Genomic DNA, 20,559 nt, shown 5'->3' with positions numbered 1-20,559 from the left:
CCCGTACCGTGGGAGCGTGTACCGGTTTCTGCTGACATCGCGCTGGTGGGGCATCAACGTCTTCGTACTGCTCGCCATCCCCTTCTGCATCTTCATGGGGTCGTGGCAGCTCAGCCGGTTCCAGGCGCGCGTGGACAGCAGCCACCAGGCCACCCGGCAGGTGGAGACGGACCGCACGGAGGCCGCCCGCCCGCTCACCCAACTGCTGCCCGTCGACCAGGACACCTCGGGCCGGCAGACCACCGCGACCGGCCGGTACGGCAAGCAACTCCTCGTCCCCGACCGCCAGTTGGACGGGAAGAACGGCTACTACGTCCTGACCCTGCTGCGCACCGACGGCGGCAAGGCGCTGCCCGTCGTCCGCGGCTGGCTCCCCGGCACACCGGACGCCGCGAAGGCACCCGCGCCGCCGGCCGGCGAGGTCACCGTCACCGGCTCGCTCCAGGCCTCCGAGACTCCCGGCGACAACGGCGTCAGCGCCCAGGGCGGGCTGCCGTCCGGCCAGACCGCGGCGATCAGCGCGGCCTCGCTGGTGAACCTCGTGCCGTACCCCGTGTACGACGCGTGGATCACGCTCGACAAGGGCGAGTCGGGGATGAAGGCCGTACCGGCGACCGCGCCCGCGAACACCGGTCTCGACCTGAAGGCGTTCCAGAACCTCGGCTACACCGGCGAGTGGTTCGTCTTCGCGGGCTTCGTCGTCTTCATGTGGTTCCGGCTGCTGCGGCGTGAGGTGGAGTTCGCGCGGGACGCGGAACTCGGGCTGGTGCCGGAGGACGAGAGCGAAGAAGCCGCCCACGTCACCGTCTGACCGTCAGCCCGCGGCGCCGGGTCCCCCGACCCGACCCAGGGCGGACCGGCCTACGATCCCGACAGCACGCCCGTCCGGTAGATCGTGCCCGCGCACGCGTTGGACACGACGGCCGTGACCGTCGGCGAGCCGGCCTCCGCGGTGTGGGAGACCTGGACGCTGCCGTCGAGCGTGCCGTCCTCGCGGACCAGTTGGGTGGACGTACCGGTGTCGCCGGTCGTGGACCCGCTGCTGGTGCTGGTGTCCTCGCTGGGCGACGGGCTGGCCGTCGTACCGCCGGTGGTGGTGCCGCCCGTGGTGGTACCGCTCGTGGGGCAGGTCTCGGACGGCACCCAGGCGAACTTGATCTGGTAGGCGGCGCCCGGTGCCAGCACGAGTGCGGAAACCTCGGTCGACGGGTCGGGCAGCCCGGACGCCGCGTCCCCCGAGCCGTGCCGCACCACGTTGATCTTGGTGCTGTCCGCGGCGCCCTGCGCGGTGAACCCCACGGTGCCGACGCCGCCGACGGTGCAGCTCGTGCCGGAGGTGTTGGTGACGCTGAACGTGCCGTAGACCGTGCCGCCCGTGTCGGGGGCGTCCACGGTCGAGCTGCTGGCGCCGAGCTGCTCGGCGGTGCAGACGGAGGCGGTCGTCCCGGTGCTGGCCGAAGGGTTGGCGCTCACGGTGCCGCCGCCCGGGGCCTTGCCCGTGCCGCCGTTCTTGTGACCGCCGGGGTTCTGCGAGGCCTGCCCCGAGGAGCCGCCGGAGGTGCTGGAACCGCCGTCCGGGTTCTTGCCCTGGCTGGTGCCGCCCTGTGCCTGCGAGCTGTTGCCCGCGATGGACGGGTCCGGGTTGGAGCCGGTGGAGTTCGAGACGTGCACGAGGGCCGGGATGGCGGTGCCGAAGAAGAGGGCGGCGGCCGCCATGCCGACGACGGCCTGGCGCTTGCGGGCCCGGCGGGCGGGCACCGCCTTGCGCAGGTGGTCCAGAGCGCCGTCGCGCGGCTCGACCTCCTGGACCGCCTGATGCAGCAGCCGCCGCAACGCCAGCTCGTCCGGGTCGAACCCCTCGCCGCTCTCGGGGGTCTCGGGGTTCTCCCCGTCAGGGATGTGCCCGTCGAGGCTCGGCCCGGTGGGGCTCTGTTCGTCGGGGCCGTGGTTCACAGTTCCGTTCCCAGCGTGTGATTCGTTCGGCTGTTCCTTGCGCGCCCAAGCCGGTTCGCGCCGGGTGTCCGGCTCGTCGACGTTGTCGCTCATGCCGATGCCTCCATCGCGATCCGGAGGGCGGCGATGCCGCGGGAGCCGTACGCCTTCACCGAGCCCAGCGATATGCCGAGCGACTCGGCGACCTGCGCCTCGGTCATGTCCGCGAAGTACCGCAGGACCAGGACCTCGCGCTGGCGGCGCTGCAGCCCCTTCATCGCCTTGATGAGGGAGTCGCGCTCCAACAGGTCGTAGGCACCCTCCTCCGCGCTGGCCATGTCCGGCATCGGCTTCGAGAGGAGCTTGAGGCCGAGGATGCGGCGGCGCAGGGCCGAGCGGGAGAGGTTGACGACGGTCTGGCGCAGATACGCCAGGGTCTTCTCGGGGTCACGGACGCGTTTGCGCGCCGAGTGGACCCGGATGAACGCCTCCTGGACGACGTCCTCGCAGGAGGCGGTGTCGTCGAGGAGGAGTGCGGCCAGGCCGAGCAGCGAGCGGTAGTGCGCCCGATAGGTCTCGGTGAGGTGGTCGACCGTCGTTCCGGCCGCGACGGCGTCGTCGACACCGTCGCGCTGGTTCGGGATGCGGGTGGGCCGCGCAGCGGGCATCGGCGCGATCACCGGCATGCCGCCGGGCGCACGGGATCCACGCGGAGGCCGTAGGGCCGTGCCACGTGCCGCGGTGAAGTCGAGTACCTGAGCCACGCCAGTTGGACACGCTTCCCCCCTTGGGGGTTGTACGCGTCGGCCGTCACATTTACGTCAGACGAAACAGACAGTCCACCTACCCGTCTGGTGTCAGGCAGCACAACCGACAGTGCTTCGAACACCCTCATGCCTACCCGCTCTTCCCCTATGTCACGAATGTCCAGGGCGTCCCCACGCTCTGGCCACATCCCCGCGCCCACCTGAAGGGCGTCCGCAAAGACGCTCCCCGCTCGCCGCGCGGTTGCGGAGAGCGGGGAGTGAAATCTTCGGACGCGAAGGTGGCCGGATTCAAGTGGTCTCCACCATTAATCCGGCCACATCGCGCACACTGATCCTACAAATCCGTACGGCACTGGCCAGCGGATTTACGGCCGGGCCGGGTAGGTGCGGCCTGCACTCACCCGAGTTCGCGCGCCACCAGCTCGGCGATCTGCGCGGTGTTGAGCGCGGCGCCCTTGCGCAGGTTGTCCCCGCAGACGAAGAGTTCGAGCGCGGTCGGGTCGTCCAGCGCCCGGCGCAGCCGCCCCACCCAGGTCGGGTCGGTGCCCACCACGTCGGCCGGTGTGGGGAACTCCCCGGCGGCCGGATTGTCGAAGAGGACGACCCCAGGGGCTGTGGCGAGGATCTCACGCGCCTTGTCGACGGTGACCTCGCCCTGGAAGCGGGCGTGGACGGTCAGCGAGTGCGTGGTGACCACCGGGACGCGCACGCAGGTCACCGCGATGGGCAGCGCGGGCTGCCCGAGGATCTTGCGGGTCTCGTCCCGCACCTTCATCTCCTCCGAGGACCAGCCGTCCTCGCGCGGCGAACCGGCCCACGGTACGACGTTCAGCGCGACCGGCTCCGGGAACGGCCCCGTGTTGTCCCCGACGGCCCGCCGTACGTCACCGGGCTTGGTGCCCAGCTCCGTACCGGCGACGAGGGCCAGTTGCTGGCGCAGGGTGTCCACCCCGGCCCGGCCGGCCCCGCTCACCGCCTGGTACGACGACACCACCAGCTCGCGCAGCCCGAACTCGGCATGCAGCGCGCCCACGGCGACGATCATCGACAGGGTCGTGCAGTTCGGGTTGGCGATGATCCCGCGCGGGCGCCGGCGCACCTGGTGCGGGTTGACCTCGGGGACCACCAGGGGTACCTCGGGGTCCATCCGGAAGGCCCCGGAGTTGTCCACGACCACCACGCCCTTGGCGGCGGCGATCGGCGCCCACCGGGCGGAGACCTCGTCGGGTACGTCGAACATCGCGACGTCGACCCCGTCGAAGGCCTCCTCCGTCAGGGCCACCACCTCGACCTGCTCCCCGCGCACGGCCAGCTTGCGGCCGGCCGAGCGCGGGGAGGCGATCAGGCGGATCTCGCCCCAGATGTCCGCGTGCTGGGACAGGATCTGGAGCATGACCGTGCCGACGGCCCCGGTCGCTCCCACCACGGCGAGCGTCGGACGCACGGTCGCTCCGGTCGTGGCCATCAGCGGCCGGTGCCTCCGTAGACGACGGCCTCGTCGCTGTCGGAGTCGAGGCCGAACGCCGTGTGCACGGCGCGGACGGCCTCGTTGACGTCGTCGGCGCGGGTGACGACCGAGATACGGATCTCGGAGGTCGAGATCAGCTCGATGTTGACGCCCGCGTCGGACAGGGCGGTGAAGAAGTCGGCGGTGACGCCGGGGTTCGTCTTCATGCCCGCGCCGACCAGGGAGATCTTGCCGATCTGGTCGTCGTAGCGCAGCGACTCGAAGCCGATGCCGTCCTTGTTCTTCTCCAGGGCGTCGATGGCCTTGCGGCCCTCCGCCTTGGGGAGGGTGAAGGAGATGTCCGTGAGGCCCGTGGACGCAGCCGACACGTTCTGCACGATCATGTCGATGTTGACCTGGGCGTCGGAGATCGTCCGGAAGATCACCGCGGCCTCGCCCGGCTTGTCGGGCACGCCGACGACCGTGATCTTGGCCTCGGAGGTGTCGTGCGCGACACCGGAGATGATGGCCTGCTCCACCTTCTGGTCCCCAATCGGCTCACTGCTGACCCACGTGCCCTGAAGTCCGCTGAAGCTGGACCGCACATGGATCGGGATGTTGTATCGGCGGGCGTACTCCACACAGCGGTGGAGCAGCACCTTGGAGCCGGAGGCGGCGAGCTCCAGCATGTCCTCGAAGGCGATCCAGTCGATCTTCTTCGCCTTCGCCACCACACGCGGGTCGGCGGTGAACACACCGTCGACGTCGGTGTAGATCTCGCACACCTCGGCGTCGAGCGCGGCGGCCAGCGCGACGGCGGTGGTGTCACTGCCACCGCGCCCCAGCGTGGTGATGTCCTTCTTGTCCTGGCTGACGCCCTGGAACCCGGCGACGATGGCGATGTTGCCCTCGTCCAGCGCGGTCCGGATGCGGCCCGGCGTGACATCGATGATCCGGGCTTTGTTGTGGACCGAGTCGGTGATGACGCCTGCCTGGCTGCCCGTGAACGACTGGGCCTCGTGGCCCAGGTTTTTGATCGCCATGGCCAGCAGCGCCATGGAGATCCGCTCTCCGGCGGTCAGCAGCATGTCGAACTCACGCCCGGCGGGCATCGGTGATACCTGCTCGGCGAGATCGATCAGCTCGTCCGTCGTGTCGCCCATCGCGGAAACGACGACGACCACTTGGTGGCCGTTCGTCTTCGCTTCCACGATTCGCTTGGCGACGCGCTTGATGCCCTCGGCATCGGCTACGGAGGAGCCTCCGTACTTCTGCACGACAAGGCCCACGTGCGCTCCTCGCTCAGTCCTGGTGTGTCGGCTCAGTTTAACGAGCGCCCGAAATTCGCTTCCGCGGTATCGCATCGTGAGATTCGGACGCCCAGGTCAGCGCATGCCCACTCAGGGGGTGCGGGAAAAGTGCCGAGCGTCACAAGGGCCCCCTGTGAATTAGGTTTCAAGCACTAAGGTGCGCCGGGTGCGCGTACTTCTGGTGGAAGACGATGAACCGGTGGCCGAGTCGCTACGACGCGGACTGCTGCGCTACGGCTTCGAGGTGGAGTGGGTCACCACGGGCGGCGCGGCCCTGAGCCACACCGGCCCCTACGACGTCGTCCTCCTCGACCTCGGCCTGCCGGACACCGACGGCCTCGACGTGTGCAAGGCGCTGCGCCTCCGCGGCGACGTACCGATCATCGTGATCAGCGCGCGCAGCGACGAGACGGACCGGGTGGTCGGCCTGGAACTGGGCGCCGACGACTACGTCTCGAAACCGTTCGGGGTGCGGGAGGTCATCGCCCGGATAAGGGCGGTGATGCGCCGCGCACAACCCCGTACGTCGTCCGAGTCCGGCCCCGACCGCTACGGCCCCCGCCTCACCATCGACCGCAAGGCCGCCCGGGTCCGCCTCGACGGCGAGGAGGTGCCGCTCGCCCCCAAGGAGTACGACCTGCTGTCGTTCCTCACCGAGGAGCCGGGCGCGCTGATGTCGCGCGAGCAGATCATGGAAGCGGTCTGGGACGCGAACTGGTTCGGCCCGACGAAGACGCTCGACGTCCATGTGGCGGCGCTACGACGGAAGTTGGCGGGCTCGATCACGATCGAGGCGGTGCGGGGCGTGGGCTTCCGACTGGAGGTACCGGGGACCTCGGCCGGATCGTCGCCGTCATGATCCGGCAGCTCATCGTCAGCTACGTCCTGCTGGTGGCGGTGGCGCTGACGGCGTTCACCGTGCCGGTCGCGTTCACCCTCACCTCCCAACTCCGGGGCGACACCGAGCAGTCCGTGCGGCGCGAGGCCAGGACGATGGCCCTGCTGCTGAGCGGTGACGCCGCCTCGCGCGCCGCGCTGGACCGCATGGTGGTGGCGTACGCACAGGAGACCCCCGGCACCGCCGAGGTACTGCCTGCCGCGCGGGCGAAGACCGCGACGCACTGGGGCGACGGGGCGCTGGAGGTGACGGAGCCGGCGAAGCGCGACGGCCACACCGTCGGCGCCGTACGCATCACCTACCCGACCTCTGACCTGACCCGACGCCTGTGGCGCATCTGGGGTTTCCGGGCGATCCTCGCGCTCGCGGTGCTGGCGGTGGCGGCCGTCCTGGGCGCGCTGGTGGCCCGCCGTCTGACCCGCCCGCTGCGCCAACTCAACGACATGGCGAGCAGGTTCAGCGACGGCGACCTGACGGCCCGTACGCCGGTGACGGGCCCGCACGAGACGCGGACGCTGGCGAAGACGCTGAACCAGGCGGGCGAACGCCTGGACACCCTGATCGCCTCGCAGCGCATCTTCGTGGCCGACGCCTCGCACCAACTCCGCACCCCGCTCACCGCGTTGCGGCTCTCGCTGGACAACATCGCGGACGGCACGGACGACGAGTTCGTCCGGGAGGACGTGGAGCAGGCGACCGCGGAAGTGGTCCGGATGAGCCGCCTCGTCAACGGCCTGCTGGTGCTCGCGCGGGCCGAGGCGAAGGTGACGGCGGCGGAACCGCTGCCGCTGAAGGAGATCGTGGACGAACGCCTCTCCGTGTGGAGACCGGCCGCCGACGAGCGCGGAGTCCACATCGCGCTCAGGGGTGAAGTGGCCGACGGTCGGCCGCATGTACCCCTTGTGCTGGCCAGTCCCGGTCATCTCGAACAGGTCCTGGACAACGTGCTCTCCAACGCCCTGGAGGTGTCGCCGGACGGCGCGACGATCACGGTCCGGGCTCAATCTCGGGGCGAAGAGACGGAGTTGTCGGTGGTGGACGAGGGCCCCGGCATGTCCGACGCGGACAAGTCCCGTGCCTTCGACCGCTTCTGGCGCGGCCAGGGCCTCACCGGGCGCACCGGCTCGGGCCTGGGGCTCGCCGTCGTACGCCAGTTGGTGACGGACGACGGCGGGACGGTGACGCTGCGGGACGCGCCCGGCGGCGGCCTGTCGGTGGCGATCAGCCTTCGGGCATCGCCGAGGAGTGGTGGTTGACGATCAGCCAGTCGCGGCCGCGCTTCTCGTACTCGTAGGTGTACCTGGCCTCGACGACACGCTTCGCGCCGGTGTCCGGGTCGGTGAGGGTGAACTCGTAAATGCCGGTGTCTATCGCGGAGTTGCTGTCGAGAACATTGACGATCGTCTCCACCTTCTTGCCGACCGGCTTGTTGGCCAGGAAGTGCTCGAAGTAGTCGACGATCCCGGCGTGGTCGGTCCGGATCCTGTTGGACACGGTGGGCAGCAGCACGGCGTCGGGGGCGTACCGCTTCGCGACCGTGTCCGGGTCACCGGTCTTCAACGCGGCGTTCCAGCCGTCGAAGAGAGCGGCGATCTGCTTCTTGCTCGGCTTGTCGTCGCCCCGCGGCCCGGCGGTCGCGGCGACGGTACCGACGGTGCCGAGGGCCAGGACGGTGGTGACGGTGACGACGGCTGCACGCTTGCTCATGGACCGGCGGGTCATCTCAACTCCAGTTGTACTGGTGCTTTTTGGGATGACTCCAGACTGGCTTCGGGGCGGTTAGCGTCCGTGCAGGGGACGTACAGGACTGAGGAAGGGCCAAGCCAATTAACGTGTTGCGACAACCTGATCACGGTGGGACGTCATGACGGGCGGCGACATACTGCTGGCCAGCATCGTGCTGCTCGGCGCGAGCGTCCAGTGGCTCACCGGCATGGGCTTCGCCCTGGTCGCCGTACCCGCCCTGGTCCTGCTGCTCGGCCCTGCGCAGGGAGTCGTCCTCGCCAACTGTGCCGCCGGGGCGATCAGTGTCGTAGGCCTGGCGGGTGGCTGGCGACAGGTGCGGGCGCGGGCGATGGTGCCGTTGTGCGCGGCGGCGGTCTGCACCGTGCCGGCGGGCGCGTGGATGACCCGCCAACTCCCACCGCCCGCCCTCATGTTGGTCATGGGCGGCCTGGTGACGGTGGCTGTGCTGCTGGTCATGCGGGGTGCCCGCGTCGCCGCCCTGCGCGGCACGAGGGGCGCGGTCGCGGCGGGTGCGGCGGGCGGGTTCATGAACGCGGCGGCGGGGGTCGGGGGGCCGCCCATTTCCCTGTACGCCGTCAACGCGGGCTGGACGGTACGGGAGTTCGTGCCGAACGCACAGTTCTACGGGGTCGTGGTCAACGCGTTCTCGGTCGCGGCGAACGGGCTGCCGAGCCTGCGTACGCCCCAATGGGCCGTTGTCACAGGCGCGTTGGTGGTGGGGGCGGTGATCGGGCGAGGGCTCGCGGGGCGGATACCCGAGCCGCGGGCCCGGTTGCTGGTGTTGTCGCTGGCGTTGGCGGGTGGGGTCACGGCGGTGGGTAAGGGGGTCTGGGGATTGTGACTGTTGGGGTGGTGCTCAGTCCACGAACTCCTTGAGGGGCTCGGTGTCGAGGGTGAGGTTGACCGGGTCGGGGATCTTGACGGTAGCGCCGAAGGGCAGCTTCTCCTCGTGCCGATAGCGGCCGTCCTCGGGCTGGTTGAACACGACGACCGAGCAGTCCTCACGGTCGATGAGGAGGTAGACGGGGATGCCTGCGGCCGCATACGCGTCGGGCTTCTCGACCCGGTCGCGCTGGTGGGTGTCGGAGTCGTACGACGTGACTTCCACCGCCATGAGCGCGCCTTCCGCATCCGACCAGTCCCCGTGCCCCAGGGGGAATCCGAACGGTACGAGAAGGCCGTCCGGACGCGCCCGCCCCTTGCGATAGCGCTCGACCTTCATGCCACGCTCCCCGTACAGCCAGAGCTCAGGACGATGCTGCATGCACAGCCTCTGCAACCAGGCGATGATGTGGTCGTGATTGCCATCGGTCACGGCCTTGACCTGGACCCTTCCCCTGATGAACTCCAGCCGCACGGTCTCCGGGGCATGGCGTTCCAGCTCCTCGAACTCCTCGACGGACATCTCGGGCCGGTCTCCGGTCCTGGGGGTCATGGCGTCGCCTCCTCGACTCCATGGTGCCCCGACCGGCATGTCCTGCACGCTCACCGCAGCCCCGCCGCGCGCCGCAGCGCGTCGACCCGGTCGGTGACGTCGATCACCTCGTCGGCACCTGGCAGAGTTCCCGTACGCCGGCTGGGCAGGCTCTCCGTAGACGGTTCCGGCAGATCTTCTGTGCGCGGGCCCGGCACACCTCCCCCTCGCCGACCGGGCAGGAAGGTCTCCGGGACGGCTCCGCGGACGACCACGGGCCCCTCGGCCTCGATCTCCGCGAGGCACTCGCGGCACAGCCCGCTGACGATCTCCGTCGTCCGCTCGTCCGCGTCACACAGACCGCAGGCCATGATCACGCGGGTCACACGGGCAGGGCGAGCGGCCTTCTGGCGCAGCTTGGCCTTCTTCGGGGGCAACTTGTCCTCCAGTCGTTTGCGGGCGAGTCCGCCCGGGTTGGTGACGGCGGGCGGGAGCCCGTCGGTCAGGGCTCGGATGACGTCGTTCGGCGTCGCGCCGCGTGACAGCCAGTCGGCGGCGAGGGGTTCGAGGGCCCGGCAGTCGGCGTCGGACAGGGGCATACGGCGGTCGGCGGCGCGGAGTTCGGCGAGGGTCAGGTAGGCGATGGAGGGCTCTTCGGCGGCCCTGTCCTCTACGGCGGCCGACGTCTCCGGCTCCATCGGCTCGTCCGTGCGCGCCAGGCCCGACTGGTAGCGCTCGCTCACGTCCTTGCCGTCACGCTCCCGCGCGAAGTCCGCCCACCACTCCACCGACCTGGCGATACGCGACCAGTAGGTCCGGGTCACCCACCGCATCGAGTTGTCCTCGACGGTGATGTGCTCCTTGATCCAGCGCAGATGGCCGGCGAGGGAGATACGGCCCAGCGAGACACGGACGGCCTGCTGGCCGTAGCGGGGGTGTGCCGCCGCGATCGCCTTGTAGCCCATGGCGTGGCCGTCTTCGAGATGGTCTACGAAGGTGGCGATCTCGGCGTCGCGGGGGCTCAGGTGTGCGAAGTCCGGGTCGGTGTGCGGGACTTCGTCACCTACGGCGCGTTTCCCGTACCCCGTTTTGGCCATGGGGTGCGACGGGGACGGCAGGGCAGGGCTAGGCTGGGCGTAAGCCACGATCGAGCCTCATTCGATACGTAGGTCAGGCCCCGGAGCCGGTGTTGGCGCACCGACCGGGGCCGAACTATTTGCTTGTTTGCCGCGAACCTAGAGTCACTTCGCGTGGCGACGCAAGCTGATCACGGAAGGTCACCCGTTCGGGTTAAACCCTCCTCAACTCGCGTACGGGCTTGGTTGGTTGGGTCGGAATTTCACCCACCCAGAACCCAAAAAACCAAGAGAGAAGAGCTCGGAGCCCGGGGCTCAAGCTCCGGGCTGAACTGCGGCGATGAACTCCGCGTCAGCGGCGTCCACTTCGACGCCGTACGGATCGAGGGCGTACGAGGGGAGGTCGCCGCCGCGAAGCTCATCGAGGCGGCCGACGGGGACGCGGGGCCCATCGTCTGCGAGGTCACCGGGTGGCGGTGGATGTACTTTCTGCTCGCGCCGGGTGAAGTACGCGGGCACAACTGGCCGCTGCGGTGGTACAGCGAGCCTACGGTTACGGCGCCGTTTGTGGAGGCAGAGCAATTGCGGGATTTTTTGGAGGACACTCCACTGTGAACTGGCCATTGTGCGTCAGCCAGTTGGGCACCCGTCGCCGGAATGCAATGCGTTCCATGTACGCGGGTCGACGATCCCGTCGACGTTAAGGGGGATGGCGCACCCCCGGAGATCATCCCAGGACTGGAACGCGCGAACGGCCAAGTAAACGCTCTTTTCGTAGCGACCGTTCACGCCGGCTCCGAACCAGCCCCGGAAAGCCAGCAGGCATTGCACCTCCCGTACACGGGCCCCGGCGTCGCCTTCCCGGGTGAGCGCCGCGCCGTTGTAGTTGCCGCAGGATACTTTGGTGCTCCGCACGGCGGACACGGCCATCGGAGCCGGGCTGGTCGTGGCCGAACCGGAGCCGTTGGCGTGCAGTCCCGCGACGATGACCGCGACCGTGACGCCTGCCGCCACTTGGGTCCTGAAAGACATCCCTTATCCCCCGTTCAACAGTCCGTTTAAGGCTGAGACAACGCTGACACCGGCACGTATGCGAGGGCTACACTTTTAAGCGGTGCCTTAACCAGGGGCCGATTAAAGGTCGTTGAGCAGAGGGCGGGAATGCCGTGCTCCGCATTCATTTCACGGATGCCGATTTAGTCCGGACCAAGATGGCGACAGCGCCGGACCCACTGTGGGAGACCGGGCTCAGTCTGATCCGCTTCCAATCCTCCGAAGGGCGCTGGGCGTACTCCGGCTGGTTCGGCGATGCACAAAAGCAGCTGGCCAAAAAGGATCTCAGGAGCATGGTCACGCAACTTCTGCTGCCAATTTTCCCAAGAGGAGGCTACTACCCCGACTTCCTGAACCCTTTCGAAGCGCAAGGAGGGCTGGAGGCAGGGGTTGCCGCGATCGAGGACACGCCACCGGAGCGGATACAGGAAGAGGTCCGGCGTTTCGCCGAGCAAGGGGTGGCCCCGACGTGGGCACCACGCCTCGCGGAACGCCGGATGCGCGAGGACGTGGCGCACGGCCTGCGCCAGTACTACGAGGCCGCCATCGTGCCCTACCACGACTACTCCCGCGCATGCCTGGACGGCGAGCGTGCCGTTCTGGGCCAGGCCATGCTGCACGGCGGCCCGGACGGGCTGCTGGCCAACCTCGGGCCGCACATGCGATGGGCACCGCCGGTCCTGCACGTGAAGTATCCGGCCGAGGACCGCGATCTGTGGCTGGGCGGCCGAGGGCTGCTGCTCGTGCCGTCGTACTTCTGCTGGGGTGCGCCTGTGTGTCTGGCAGACCCGTCGCTGCCTCAGGTCCTGGTCTACTCTCCGCACCGGGAAACGCTGGACTCACCCGGTCTGTTCTCCTCGACCGCACCGCTCAGCGCCCTGCTGGGGCGCACCCGGGCCCTGATGCTGGGCGTCACTGCCGGCGGGGCCACGACGGGCGAACTGGCCCGCGCCGCCGGTGTCTCCGCCGCGGCGGCGAGCCAGCACACCGCAGCGCTGCGGAATGCGGGACTGATCATCAGCTACCGCCACGGCTCCCGGGTACTGCACACCATCACGCCCCTGGGAACAGCTCTGCTGCGCGGCCCGAACCAGGCCGCATAGGCCGGCCTACTTCGCCGGCCGAATCCCCAACGGCCCGCCGATCTCCTCCAGCATCACCTTGCCCGCCTCGAACTCCAGCGTCTCGTCGCCCATCGCGCCCTGGTCCGTGTCCAGGCCGTCCAGTTCCGCGAGGGGCTGGTTGAGGCGGACGTGGGCGACGACCGACTGGAGGGCGCGGAGGGTCGCGGACGCGGTGGAGCCCCAGTTGGAGAAGTAGGAGAACTGCCACCACCACAGGGCCTCCGTGGTGCGGCCCGCGCGGTAGTGGGCCATGCCGTGGCGGAGGTCGGTGATGAGGTCGGCGAGGTCGTCGGAGATGCGGGCCGGGACCGGGGCCTTGCGCGGCTCGTAGGGGTCGAAGACCTCGGAGTAGACGTCGATCGGCTCCAGCATCACCGCGAAGCGCTCGCGGAGTTCGTCCACGTCCGGCTCCGGGCCCAGGTCGGGCTCGTAGCGCTCGTCCGGGACGATGTCCTCGTGTGCGCCCAACCGGCCGCCCGCCAGGAGGAGTTGGGACACCTCCAGGAGGAGGAAGGGGACCGCCGAGTCGGGGTCCTCCCCCTTCGCTACCTCCGACACGGCCACCAGGAAGCTCTCGACCTGGTCGGCGATCTGGACCGCGAAGTCGTCGGGGTCCGGGGCGGTCGCGTGCAGTGTGGCGTCAGACATCTAGGAGTCGTCTCCCCTCGAAGGCGCGGCCGAGGGTCACCTCGTCCGCGTATTCCAGGTCTCCGCCCACCGGGAGGCCGCTGGCCAGGCGGGTGACCTTGAGGCCCATGGGCTTGATCATGCGGGCGAGGTACGTGGCCGTGGCCTCGCCTTCCAGATTCGGGTCCGTGGCAAGGATCAGTTCCGTGACCGTACCGTCGGCCAACCGCGCGAGAAGTTCTCGTATACGCAGGTCGTCGGGTCCGACACCTTCGATCGGGCTGATCGCGCCGCCCAGGACGTGGTACCTGCCCCGGAACTCACGGGTGCGCTCGACCGCCACGACGTCCTTCGGCTCCTCGACCACACAGATGACGGAGGGGTCGCGGCGGGTGTCGCGGCAGATGCCGCACAGCTCCTCCTGCGCCACGTTTCCGCAGGTCGCGCAGAAGCGGACCTTCGCCTTGACCTCCATCAGGCACTGCGCGAGCCGGCGCACGTCCGTCGGCTCCGCCTGGAGGATGTGGAAGGCGATCCGCTGCGCGCTCTTGGGACCGACGCCGGGGAGCCGCCCCAACTCGTCGATGAGGTCCTGGACCACGCCTTCGTACAACGGACTGCCTGCCCTTCCCTGGAGTCGTGCGGTCGGTGCGTATGTACGTACCGTAGTTGGCCGCGGCCTGTCTTAGAAAGGCAGACCGGGGATACCGCTGCCGCCGCCCAGTCCCTGCGCCAGCGGGCCGAGCTTCTGCTGCTGGAGGGTCTGCGCGTTCTCGTTGGCCGCCTGGACGGCCGCGACGATCAGGTCCGCGAGGGTCTCGGTGTCGTCGGGGTCGACCGCTTTCGGGTCGATCTTCAGCGCGCGCAGCTCACCGGAGCCGGTGACGGTGGCCTTCACCAGGCCGCCGCCGGCCTGTCCGTCGACCTCGGTCCGCGCCAGCTCCTCCTGCGCGTTCGCCAGATCCTGCTGCATCTTCTGGGCCTGCTGGAGCAACTGCTGCATATTGGGCTGGCCACCACCGGGAATCACGATCAGCTCCTGGTTTCGTACGGCTGTCAGTCATGGGTACGGCTGTCCGGGCGAGGGTTTTCCCCGCTCGGCACGAGCCTACGTGGTCCGGGCAGTCATCGCTCCAGCACTCTTTCGAGTGAGTCTTTCTCGCGTCCTATACCTGATCAAGACCCACTTCCGGGCGGAAAAGTGATGAAACCAGCTTCTTCGCCACCCATTGGGCGGTAGGAAGGGTCCGGCACATCAGCATCAGGTGTCACACGACGTAAGGGAGTGCCGGGTGGGTCAGCCGGAGATTCAGCCCGAGGGTGGCGATCTGGCCGGGCGGGCGTTTCCGCTCGGGGACTGGGGCGAGCCCGCGGCCCGGCTGGACGAGCTGTACCGGTGGGCCGAGCGCGGGGCGCTGGAGACGGCGGCCTGGTATCTCACCGACCGGGTGTGGAAGCGGCGCGGGGCGCGGGCCCTGCGCACCGGCGCTGCCCTGGGCGCGGTGGCGGGGGCCGCGCTGCCGCTGCTCGACCTGACCGGGGCGGTGGCCGGGCTGGCCGCCTGGGGCTATCTGGCGCTGCTGCTCGGGGCGGCGTGCGTGGCCGGGGACCGGTTCTTCGGGATGACGTCCGGGTGGATAAGGGACGTGGCTACGGCGCAGGCCGTGCAGCGGCGTCTTCAGGTGCTCCAGTTCGACTGGGCGTCGGAGGGGGTGCGGGAGTTCCTGGGGCCGGCGGAGGGCACGGCGAGCGAGGCCGCGGACCGGTGTCTGGGGGTGCTGCGGCGCTTCTCCGAGGACGTGACGGAGCTGGTGCGGATGGAGACGGCCGACTGGATGGTGGAGTTCCGGACGGGGTCGGCGCCGCTGGGGATCCAGTCGGCGGCGGCCGCCGGGGGGCGGCAGGAGGGGACCGTCGTACCGGGCAGGTTTCCGATGCCACCGGGGCCTGGCGGCGGCACCCGGCCGAACATGCCCCGGCAGCGGCCGCCCGAGCCGAGGTGAGGTGAGCGGCTACTGGGCGCAGAGTTTCAGGCCGTCGGGCGTCCAGCACGGGATGTGGCCGTGGGTGCGGATCACGTCCTGGCCGTTGCCCCGTGACAGATAGGTCAGGAAGCTCGACGCGAGGGAGTCGGCCGGGGGCCGGCCGTAGGTGTAGGCGTACTCGATCTCGCGGTACGGGTAGGCGCTCGTGCCGTGTTCGATGGCGTCCACGGACGCGGTGTGGCCGTCGAGGGTGAGCACGTGCAGGCCCTTGGCGCCGGAGGCGAGGTTGAGTTCGCTGTAGCCGATCGCGCCGGGGAGTTCGGCGACCTGGGTCAACACCTGGTCCGTGGAGTCGAGTTCGCAGCGGATGACCGGTGCCGTCGGATCGTCCTTGTGGACGCAGTCGACGGAGGAGTTGGCGATCTCGCCGCGTTTCAGCACCCGGCGCTGAAAGACCTGCCGCGTACCGGAGTTGGCGTCCCGGCTGACCAGGTGGACGGCCACGTTCGGGCCGCCCAGCTCCCGCCAGTTCCTGATCTCGCCCCGGTACAGGCGCCGTACGTCCACGGTGGACAGGTTCTTGAGGTGGATGTCGTCGTTGACGACGATCGCGAAGACCGACACCGCGACCCGGTTCTCGCGCAGTTGGGGCATGTCGTTCGGCTTCGGGCCGTCCGACAGGGCCACGACGGCCGGTGAGCCCTTCTTCGTCGCGAGTCCGGTGGCCTCCAACTCCCGTACGCCCGCCGTCGATCCGTGCGGGTCGACGACGACCTTCGCGCCCGCGCAGTCCCGTTCGTACTTCTTCGCGACCTCCTCCACGACCGGTGCGAACGCGGTCGAACCGGTGACGGTGAGGGTGCCCCGCGCGCAGCCGATCGGGGGCGGGTTGTCGTCGCGGGCCACGACGATCGTCGCCAGGGTCACCACGCACACCGTGAGCATGATGGTGATCAGCCGGGAGGCGCGGCTGAACAGGGGCAGCGTCTCGTCCGGGGTCGCGCTGCGGTTGGGGTGCACCTCGCCGTCGCGGATGCCGCCGATGAGCCGTATGCCGCAGCCGACGTCGCCGCCGGAGAGCAGCACCAGCAGCTTGAAGTGGTCGCCGCGGTTGAGCGGGACGCGCGGGATGCGCAGGGTGTTGCCGTCGTAGCCGAGGCCGGCCGCCGGGGTGAAGTGGTCCATCAGGTGGTCGGTGCCGACGGGCTGGGTGACGGAGACGCCGCGGATCGTGCGGTCGGTGAACACCGCGGTGAGGCCGTGGAGTTCGCGGCCGGTGTAGTCGTTGTCGGCGATGCTCTGCGAGCCGTCGTTCTCGATGCGCAGCAGCACGAGGGTGGCGTCGCTCATGCCGGGGACCTCGTCGAAGAGGCCGAGGCGTCTGTTGGCGCGGCCCGAACGCACGTCGTCGCCTATGGGGTTGTCCATCTGCACGCGGTAGCCGATCCGCTTGCGGCGCGGCACCCGGCGTTCGTACCAGACCATCACGCCGGACGCGACGATACCGAGCACCGCGGTACCCACGGCGACCACGTTCTCCGCGCTCAGCCACTCCACTGCGGGCCCCCGCTCCCCAGCCGGATCGTGGGGTCAGGGTAGAGGTGCTGACCGACGTTCAGGTGACGTGCGACTGGCCCTGATGTGAAGGGAGTTCAGCCCGACTTCGTGTACGTCAGTTTCTCCCCGCTGCTGGTGTTCACCCGCTCCAGGGTGCTGCCCGACAGCAGGGTGATCTCGGTGGCCGAGCCCGGGTTGCAGGACGACAGCGGCTTGCCGGAGGTGACGGTGGAGGGGCCGATCGCCAACGGGCTCTCGCCGCCCGGCTGTTGGGCGAGATCGGCGCTGAACTCGCAGTGGTAGCCGGGCCCGTCCGCGATCAGAGTCAGCACCGGGTCCCCCACCTTTCCCTGGCGGATGGTGAGTTGACGGGTGTTGTGTCCCGTGGAGTTGTCGATGGACGTGTTCCAGGTGCCGAGATATCCGCTCGGTACGGCGCCCTCGCCGGTCGGTGTGGCGGACGGCGACGGTGAGTTGGTCGGCGACGGCTCTCCGGTGCTCGGACCCGGGGTCGTCGGCGCGGCGCTGGTGGCCCGCCCACCCGAACCGGCCGTGGTGCGTCCACCGTCACCCCCGCCCTTCATCAGCGCGTACACCGAACCCCCCGCTCCCAGCGCGACAACCAGCGCGACCACGACCAGCAGCAAGGTCGACCGCCCGTTCCTGCGCGACTCCTGCGGCTCCGCGTACGGCCCCGGTCCGTAGGGCGGGGTGGAGCCGGGGCCGGGGTTGTGGGGGTAGGGGTTGTACGGCACCTGGCCGCCCCAGCCGACGAGTTGGCGGGCGGGTGGGGGCGGTTGGCCGTAGTCGGGGGCGGGGGAGGGCTGCGGGGGTTGGGGCGGATAGCCGTGGTCCGCGGCGGGCTGAGGGTGTTGCTGGGGGTAGCCGTAGGCCGGGTGCGGGGTGGGCGGGGATGGGGATGGGGCGGGGGTGGTTCCGGCCCGGCCCTCGACCAACGTCGGGACGTGCTCGCCCTCCCCACCGGCGGTCGCCACGGCGGGCGGAGCCGGGGAGGAGTCGTCGGAGGCGGGGGCGTGCTCGGGGGAAGCTTCGGAGGCGGGGTCGGGGGCGGGGGGCTGCTCCACAACGGCAGGCGTTCCTACGGCAGGCGTTCCTACGGCAGGCGTTTCTTCAGGCGTTTCGACGGCGACGGCGGCGAGGACACTCGTCTCCGCGGCACCGGCACCGGCACCGGGAACCGGAGCCGCCCCCTGAGCCGCCTCCGGACCAACCGTCTCCGGGTCCGCCGTCCCTGCGGGCGCTTCCGAGTCCCCCGCCTCCGGAACACCCTTCTCCAGTGCGACCTTCTCCGAACCGCCCTTGTCCGAACCGCCCTTGTCCGAACCGGTGCTCCCCGAACCACCACTCCCCGCCCCGGCGCCCCCCACCGCCCCTCGCTCCAACCCCGCCGTCTCCGGATCCTCCGCATCGAGCAACCGCACCGCATGCCGCCCCAGTTGAGCCACGAGCGCGCCCGGCAGCCAGGGATCGCGGGTGCGGCCGTCGGAGAGTGTGTCCTCCGCGCCCGTGCGGTCGAGGATGTTGTGGAGGGTCGGGCGGGCGGCCGGGTCCTTGCGGAGGCAGTCGCGGACCAGGTCGGCGATGCCTTCGGGGAGGCCGGAGAGGTCGGGTTCCTCCTGGGCTATGCGGAACATCAGGGCGTGCACGCCGCTGGTGGCGGCGCCGAAGGGAAGGGTGCCGGTGGTGGCGTAGGCGAGGACGGAACCGAGGCAGAAGACGTCGCACGCCGGGGTGATGCGGTCGCCCCGCACCTGTTCCGGCGCCATGAAACCGGGCGAGCCGACCAGTGAGCCGGTGCGGGTGAGCCCGTCCCCGGCCAGGGTCTCCAGGGCCCGCGCGATGCCGAAGTCGATGACGCGGGGGCCGTCGATGGTCACCAGCACGTTGGACGGCTTGAGGTCGCGGTGGACGATGCCGGCGGCGTGGATGTCCCGCAGCGCGTGCGCGAGCCCGGCCGCGAGGATCCGTACCGAGCGCTCGGGCAGTGCCCCGTGGTCCCGTCCGACGACCTGTTGCAGGGTCGGCCCGGCGACGTACCCGGTGGCCACCCACGGCACTTCGGCCTCGGTGTCCGCGTCCAGCACCGGCGCCGTCCAGTATCCGCCGACCCGCCGCGCGGCCCGCACCTCCTGCCGGAACCGCGCCCGGAACTCCTCCTGCGCGGCCAGGTCCTCCCGCACCAGCTTCACGGCGACCGTGCGCCCCCGGTCCGACCGGGCCAGATACACGTGCCCCATGCCACCGGCGCCCAGCCGGGCCAGCAGCCGGTACGCCCCGATCCGCTGCGGATCGCCCGCCCCCAGTTTCTCCACGACCGCGCCCGCCTCGCCCGATGTCACCATGTCCCCGGCCCCCATCCCGCCCGAGAATAGTGCGGGCATACGACACGATGGACCGAGCGGTGTCTACGGTTCCGTAACGGCGGCGCCGTCCTCGTCACCGGGCGGGCCGAGCTTGTCGAGCACCGCGGACAGCCGTTCCAGCGTCTCCACGGCCGCCGCGAGCCGCGCCGGCCCGACCGCCTCGGCCAGCCGGTCCGCGTAGGCCGCGTGCCCGGGACCGATGCGTGCGACGGCTGCCCGCCCCTCCTCCGTCGGTGCCAGCAGCTTGGCCCGTCGGTGCGCGGGATTGGCCCGGTACTCCGCCAGCCCCCGCTCCACCAGCAGATCGGCGATCCGCTGCACGCTCTGCCGGGTGATGCCCATGACCCGGGCGATCCCGGACACCGGCAACGGCTCCGCCAGGACCGCGCCGAGCACCTGCCACCAGGCAGCGGTGAGCCCGGCGGGCCGCGCCAACTCCTCGGCCACGGCGAGGAATTGGCCGTTCAGCCGGAAGACCCCGAGGGCGCTGCGGCTGAGCAGTTCCTGACGCTCACGGCTCACAGCGCGCCAGCCTTCTGCAGTACGGCGTACGCCTCCGCGTCCGAGTCGTGGAACAGGCGGTACCAGGCGTCGAGCACCTCGCCCTGGTACACCCCGAGCAGCCGGAAGACCTCCCGTGCGAAGGCGACGGGCTCGGTGGGCCCGGCGGTGATCAGCTTCCCGTCGGTCACGGCGTCCGCGTCGACGTACCGCTCGCCGCCGCCGTATCCGGTGGCCGCCAGATAGAAGGAGACCGCGCCGGTGTGGTCCCGGTCGTCGAGCAGCCCCTCGCGTGCGAGCCCGGCGGTCGCCCCGCAGATCGCGGCGACGGGGACGCCTGCGTCGAGGAACTCCCGCGCCGCACGGGCGAAGGGGGCGAGGTCGTCCCCTGCGTCCCACAGGTCGGCGCCCGGAAGGATCAGCAGCGAACTGTCCGCCGGCCGTACGTCGTCCAGGGCCAGGTCCGGTACGACGCGGAGGCCGCCGATGCTCACCACCGGCTCGCGGGACGGCCCGACGGTGCGGATCTCGTACCCGGCGCGGGCGAGGTGGGCGGTCGTGTGGCCCGTCTCCCAGTCGGCGAGGGTGTCGTACACGGCGAGGTGCACGGGCTTGCGGGTGCCGCTCATGACTCCTCCAACACAATGACAGCATGCTGCTTTTTTGACAGCATACTGCCGTTCTGTGCGACGCACCATTCGATGGACAATCTGTCGCGGAAACCCCCCGAGCACAGAC

The 20,559-nt window shown here is 70.1% G+C and carries 21 protein-coding genes; 6 read left to right on the top strand and 15 right to left on the bottom strand.

Annotated features, from left to right (window positions below; translation table 11 throughout):
• Positions 1-16: 16 nt before the first annotated feature.
• Positions 17-811: an SURF1 family protein gene (locus tag AB0M63_RS13255; protein WP_355917972.1), complete on the top strand. Its 795-nt coding sequence runs from the start codon at positions 17-19 to the stop codon at positions 809-811.
• 50 nt (positions 812-861) lie between these two features.
• Here AB0M63_RS13255 and AB0M63_RS13250 read toward each other — a convergent pair whose 3' ends face one another.
• The 4 genes from AB0M63_RS13250 to AB0M63_RS13235 all read right to left on the bottom strand — a co-directional run bounded on the left by AB0M63_RS13250 (position 862) and on the right by AB0M63_RS13235 (position 5,435).
• Positions 862-2,046 (bottom strand): DUF4232 domain-containing protein, encoded by a 1,185-nt coding sequence (locus AB0M63_RS13250; protein WP_355917969.1) that lies wholly within the window; start codon positions 2,044-2,046, stop codon positions 862-864.
• Positions 2,043-2,618, bottom strand: a complete 576-nt coding sequence (locus AB0M63_RS13245; RefSeq protein ID WP_355918062.1) for a SigE family RNA polymerase sigma factor — start codon at positions 2,616-2,618, stop codon at positions 2,043-2,045. The genes AB0M63_RS13250 and AB0M63_RS13245 overlap by 4 nt, the downstream gene beginning before the upstream one ends.
• Positions 2,619-3,096: 478 nt before the next feature.
• Complete coding sequence (locus AB0M63_RS13240) at positions 3,097-4,164, bottom strand: aspartate-semialdehyde dehydrogenase (RefSeq protein WP_366019421.1); 1,068 nt, start codon at positions 4,162-4,164, stop codon at positions 3,097-3,099.
• The gene (locus AB0M63_RS13235; protein ID WP_355917963.1) at positions 4,164-5,435 is read right to left on the bottom strand and encodes an aspartate kinase; all 1,272 of its coding nucleotides are present in this window, start codon (positions 5,433-5,435) and stop codon (positions 4,164-4,166) included. Before AB0M63_RS13235 ends, AB0M63_RS13240 begins: the two co-directional genes overlap by 1 nt.
• Positions 5,436-5,622: 187 nt before the next feature.
• Here AB0M63_RS13235 and AB0M63_RS13230 point away from each other — a divergent pair, with 187 nt between their 5' ends.
• Together AB0M63_RS13230 and AB0M63_RS13225 are read left to right on the top strand one after the other, a co-directional pair.
• On the top strand, positions 5,623-6,315 hold the full coding sequence (locus tag AB0M63_RS13230) for a response regulator transcription factor (protein ID WP_366019420.1): 693 nt from the start codon (positions 5,623-5,625) through the stop codon (positions 6,313-6,315).
• Positions 6,312-7,610 (top strand): HAMP domain-containing sensor histidine kinase, encoded by a 1,299-nt coding sequence (locus AB0M63_RS13225; protein WP_366019419.1) that lies wholly within the window; start codon positions 6,312-6,314, stop codon positions 7,608-7,610. The genes AB0M63_RS13230 and AB0M63_RS13225 overlap by 4 nt, the downstream gene beginning before the upstream one ends.
• On the opposite strand, the gene AB0M63_RS13220 is transcribed toward AB0M63_RS13225, so the two are convergent.
• A complete protein-coding gene (locus tag AB0M63_RS13220; RefSeq protein ID WP_366019418.1) occupies positions 7,576-8,076 on the bottom strand; it encodes an SgcJ/EcaC family oxidoreductase in 501 nt (166 codons plus the stop codon). The genes AB0M63_RS13225 and AB0M63_RS13220 overlap by 35 nt on opposite strands.
• 142 nt (positions 8,077-8,218) lie before the next feature.
• Here AB0M63_RS13220 and AB0M63_RS13215 point away from each other — a divergent pair, with 142 nt between their 5' ends.
• The gene (locus AB0M63_RS13215; protein ID WP_366019417.1) at positions 8,219-8,941 is read left to right on the top strand and encodes a sulfite exporter TauE/SafE family protein; all 723 of its coding nucleotides are present in this window, start codon (positions 8,219-8,221) and stop codon (positions 8,939-8,941) included.
• A 15-nt stretch (positions 8,942-8,956) separates the two neighbouring features.
• Here the strand turns inward: AB0M63_RS13215 and AB0M63_RS13210 are convergent, their stop codons facing one another.
• From AB0M63_RS13210 to AB0M63_RS13200, 3 genes are all read right to left on the bottom strand, one after another.
• On the bottom strand, positions 8,957-9,535 hold the full coding sequence (locus tag AB0M63_RS13210) for a Uma2 family endonuclease (protein WP_355917948.1): 579 nt from the start codon (positions 9,533-9,535) through the stop codon (positions 8,957-8,959).
• Between the two features lie 50 nt (positions 9,536-9,585).
• The gene (locus tag AB0M63_RS13205; protein WP_366019416.1) at positions 9,586-10,611 is read right to left on the bottom strand and encodes a hypothetical protein; all 1,026 of its coding nucleotides are present in this window, start codon (positions 10,609-10,611) and stop codon (positions 9,586-9,588) included.
• Between the two features lie 609 nt (positions 10,612-11,220).
• Positions 11,221-11,622, bottom strand: coding sequence for a peptidoglycan-binding domain-containing protein (locus AB0M63_RS13200; protein WP_355917936.1), 402 nt, complete (start codon positions 11,620-11,622; stop codon positions 11,221-11,223).
• Positions 11,623-12,140: 518 nt separating this feature from the next.
• Here AB0M63_RS13200 and AB0M63_RS13195 point away from each other — a divergent pair.
• Positions 12,141-12,746 (top strand): ArsR family transcriptional regulator, encoded by a 606-nt coding sequence (locus tag AB0M63_RS13195; RefSeq protein ID WP_355917933.1) that lies wholly within the window; start codon positions 12,141-12,143, stop codon positions 12,744-12,746.
• Positions 12,747-12,752: 6 nt separating this feature from the next.
• On the opposite strand, the gene AB0M63_RS13190 is transcribed toward AB0M63_RS13195, so the two are convergent.
• The 3 genes from AB0M63_RS13190 to AB0M63_RS13180 all read right to left on the bottom strand — a co-directional run bounded on the left by AB0M63_RS13190 (position 12,753) and on the right by AB0M63_RS13180 (position 14,424).
• The gene (locus AB0M63_RS13190; RefSeq protein WP_355917930.1) at positions 12,753-13,415 is read right to left on the bottom strand and encodes a DUF5063 domain-containing protein; all 663 of its coding nucleotides are present in this window, start codon (positions 13,413-13,415) and stop codon (positions 12,753-12,755) included.
• Complete coding sequence (gene recR, locus AB0M63_RS13185) at positions 13,408-14,007, bottom strand: recombination mediator RecR (protein WP_355917927.1); 600 nt, start codon at positions 14,005-14,007, stop codon at positions 13,408-13,410. The genes AB0M63_RS13190 and recR overlap by 8 nt, the downstream gene beginning before the upstream one ends.
• 72 nt (positions 14,008-14,079) lie before the next feature.
• Positions 14,080-14,424: a YbaB/EbfC family nucleoid-associated protein gene (locus tag AB0M63_RS13180; RefSeq protein ID WP_355917924.1), complete on the bottom strand. Its 345-nt coding sequence runs from the start codon at positions 14,422-14,424 to the stop codon at positions 14,080-14,082.
• Between the two features lie 262 nt (positions 14,425-14,686).
• On the opposite strand from AB0M63_RS13180, the gene AB0M63_RS13175 reads away from it, so the two are divergent.
• Positions 14,687-15,397, top strand: coding sequence for an SLATT domain-containing protein (locus AB0M63_RS13175; protein ID WP_366019415.1), 711 nt, complete (start codon positions 14,687-14,689; stop codon positions 15,395-15,397).
• Positions 15,398-15,406: 9 nt separating this feature from the next.
• On the opposite strand, the gene AB0M63_RS13170 is transcribed toward AB0M63_RS13175, so the two are convergent.
• The 4 genes from AB0M63_RS13170 to AB0M63_RS13155 all read right to left on the bottom strand — a co-directional run bounded on the left by AB0M63_RS13170 (position 15,407) and on the right by AB0M63_RS13155 (position 20,450).
• Positions 15,407-16,936 carry a substrate-binding domain-containing protein gene (locus AB0M63_RS13170; RefSeq protein WP_366019414.1) on the bottom strand — a complete coding sequence of 510 codons (1,530 nt, stop codon included), beginning with the start codon at positions 16,934-16,936 and terminating at the stop codon, positions 15,407-15,409.
• A 95-nt stretch (positions 16,937-17,031) separates the two neighbouring features.
• Positions 17,032-19,314, bottom strand: coding sequence for a protein kinase (locus AB0M63_RS13165; protein ID WP_366019413.1), 2,283 nt, complete (start codon positions 19,312-19,314; stop codon positions 17,032-17,034).
• Between the two features lie 48 nt (positions 19,315-19,362).
• Positions 19,363-19,842: a MarR family transcriptional regulator gene (locus AB0M63_RS13160; protein WP_355917915.1), complete on the bottom strand. Its 480-nt coding sequence runs from the start codon at positions 19,840-19,842 to the stop codon at positions 19,363-19,365.
• Positions 19,839-20,450, bottom strand: coding sequence for a type 1 glutamine amidotransferase family protein (locus tag AB0M63_RS13155; protein WP_355917912.1), 612 nt, complete (start codon positions 20,448-20,450; stop codon positions 19,839-19,841). Before AB0M63_RS13155 ends, AB0M63_RS13160 begins: the two co-directional genes overlap by 4 nt.
• Between the last annotated feature and the right edge of the window lie 109 nt (positions 20,451-20,559).

The organism is Streptomyces sp. NPDC051576, from assembly GCF_040681835.1.
Taxonomy (GTDB): domain Bacteria; phylum Actinomycetota; class Actinomycetes; order Streptomycetales; family Streptomycetaceae; genus Streptomyces.
Note: the sequence above shows the minus strand (reverse complement) of the source record. Positions and strands in the feature narration are given on the sequence as shown.

Coding starts and splice junctions, on each gene's coding strand:
- AB0M63_RS13200 (WP_355917936.1), bottom strand. CDS start 11,622: ATGTCTTTCAGGACCCAAGTGGCGGCAGGCGTCACGGTCGCGGTCATC.
- AB0M63_RS13210 (WP_355917948.1), bottom strand. CDS start 9,535: ATGACCCCCAGGACCGGAGACCGGCCCGAGATGTCCGTCGAGGAGTTC.
- AB0M63_RS13195 (WP_355917933.1), top strand. CDS start 12,141: ATGCGCGAGGACGTGGCGCACGGCCTGCGCCAGTACTACGAGGCCGCC.
- AB0M63_RS13225 (WP_366019419.1), top strand. CDS start 6,312: ATGATCCGGCAGCTCATCGTCAGCTACGTCCTGCTGGTGGCGGTGGCG.
- AB0M63_RS13155 (WP_355917912.1), bottom strand. CDS start 20,450: ATGAGCGGCACCCGCAAGCCCGTGCACCTCGCCGTGTACGACACCCTC.
- AB0M63_RS13190 (WP_355917930.1), bottom strand. CDS start 13,415: ATGTCTGACGCCACACTGCACGCGACCGCCCCGGACCCCGACGACTTC.
- AB0M63_RS13250 (WP_355917969.1), bottom strand. CDS start 2,046: ATGAGCGACAACGTCGACGAGCCGGACACCCGGCGCGAACCGGCTTGG.
- AB0M63_RS13245 (WP_355918062.1), bottom strand. CDS start 2,618: ATGCCGGTGATCGCGCCGATGCCCGCTGCGCGGCCCACCCGCATCCCG.
- AB0M63_RS13215 (WP_366019417.1), top strand. CDS start 8,219: ATGACGGGCGGCGACATACTGCTGGCCAGCATCGTGCTGCTCGGCGCG.
- AB0M63_RS13205 (WP_366019416.1), bottom strand. CDS start 10,611: ATGGCCAAAACGGGGTACGGGAAACGCGCCGTAGGTGACGAAGTCCCG.
- AB0M63_RS13165 (WP_366019413.1), bottom strand. CDS start 19,314: ATGGGGGCCGGGGACATGGTGACATCGGGCGAGGCGGGCGCGGTCGTG.
- AB0M63_RS13240 (WP_366019421.1), bottom strand. CDS start 4,164: ATGGCCACGACCGGAGCGACCGTGCGTCCGACGCTCGCCGTGGTGGGA.
- AB0M63_RS13220 (WP_366019418.1), bottom strand. CDS start 8,076: ATGACCCGCCGGTCCATGAGCAAGCGTGCAGCCGTCGTCACCGTCACC.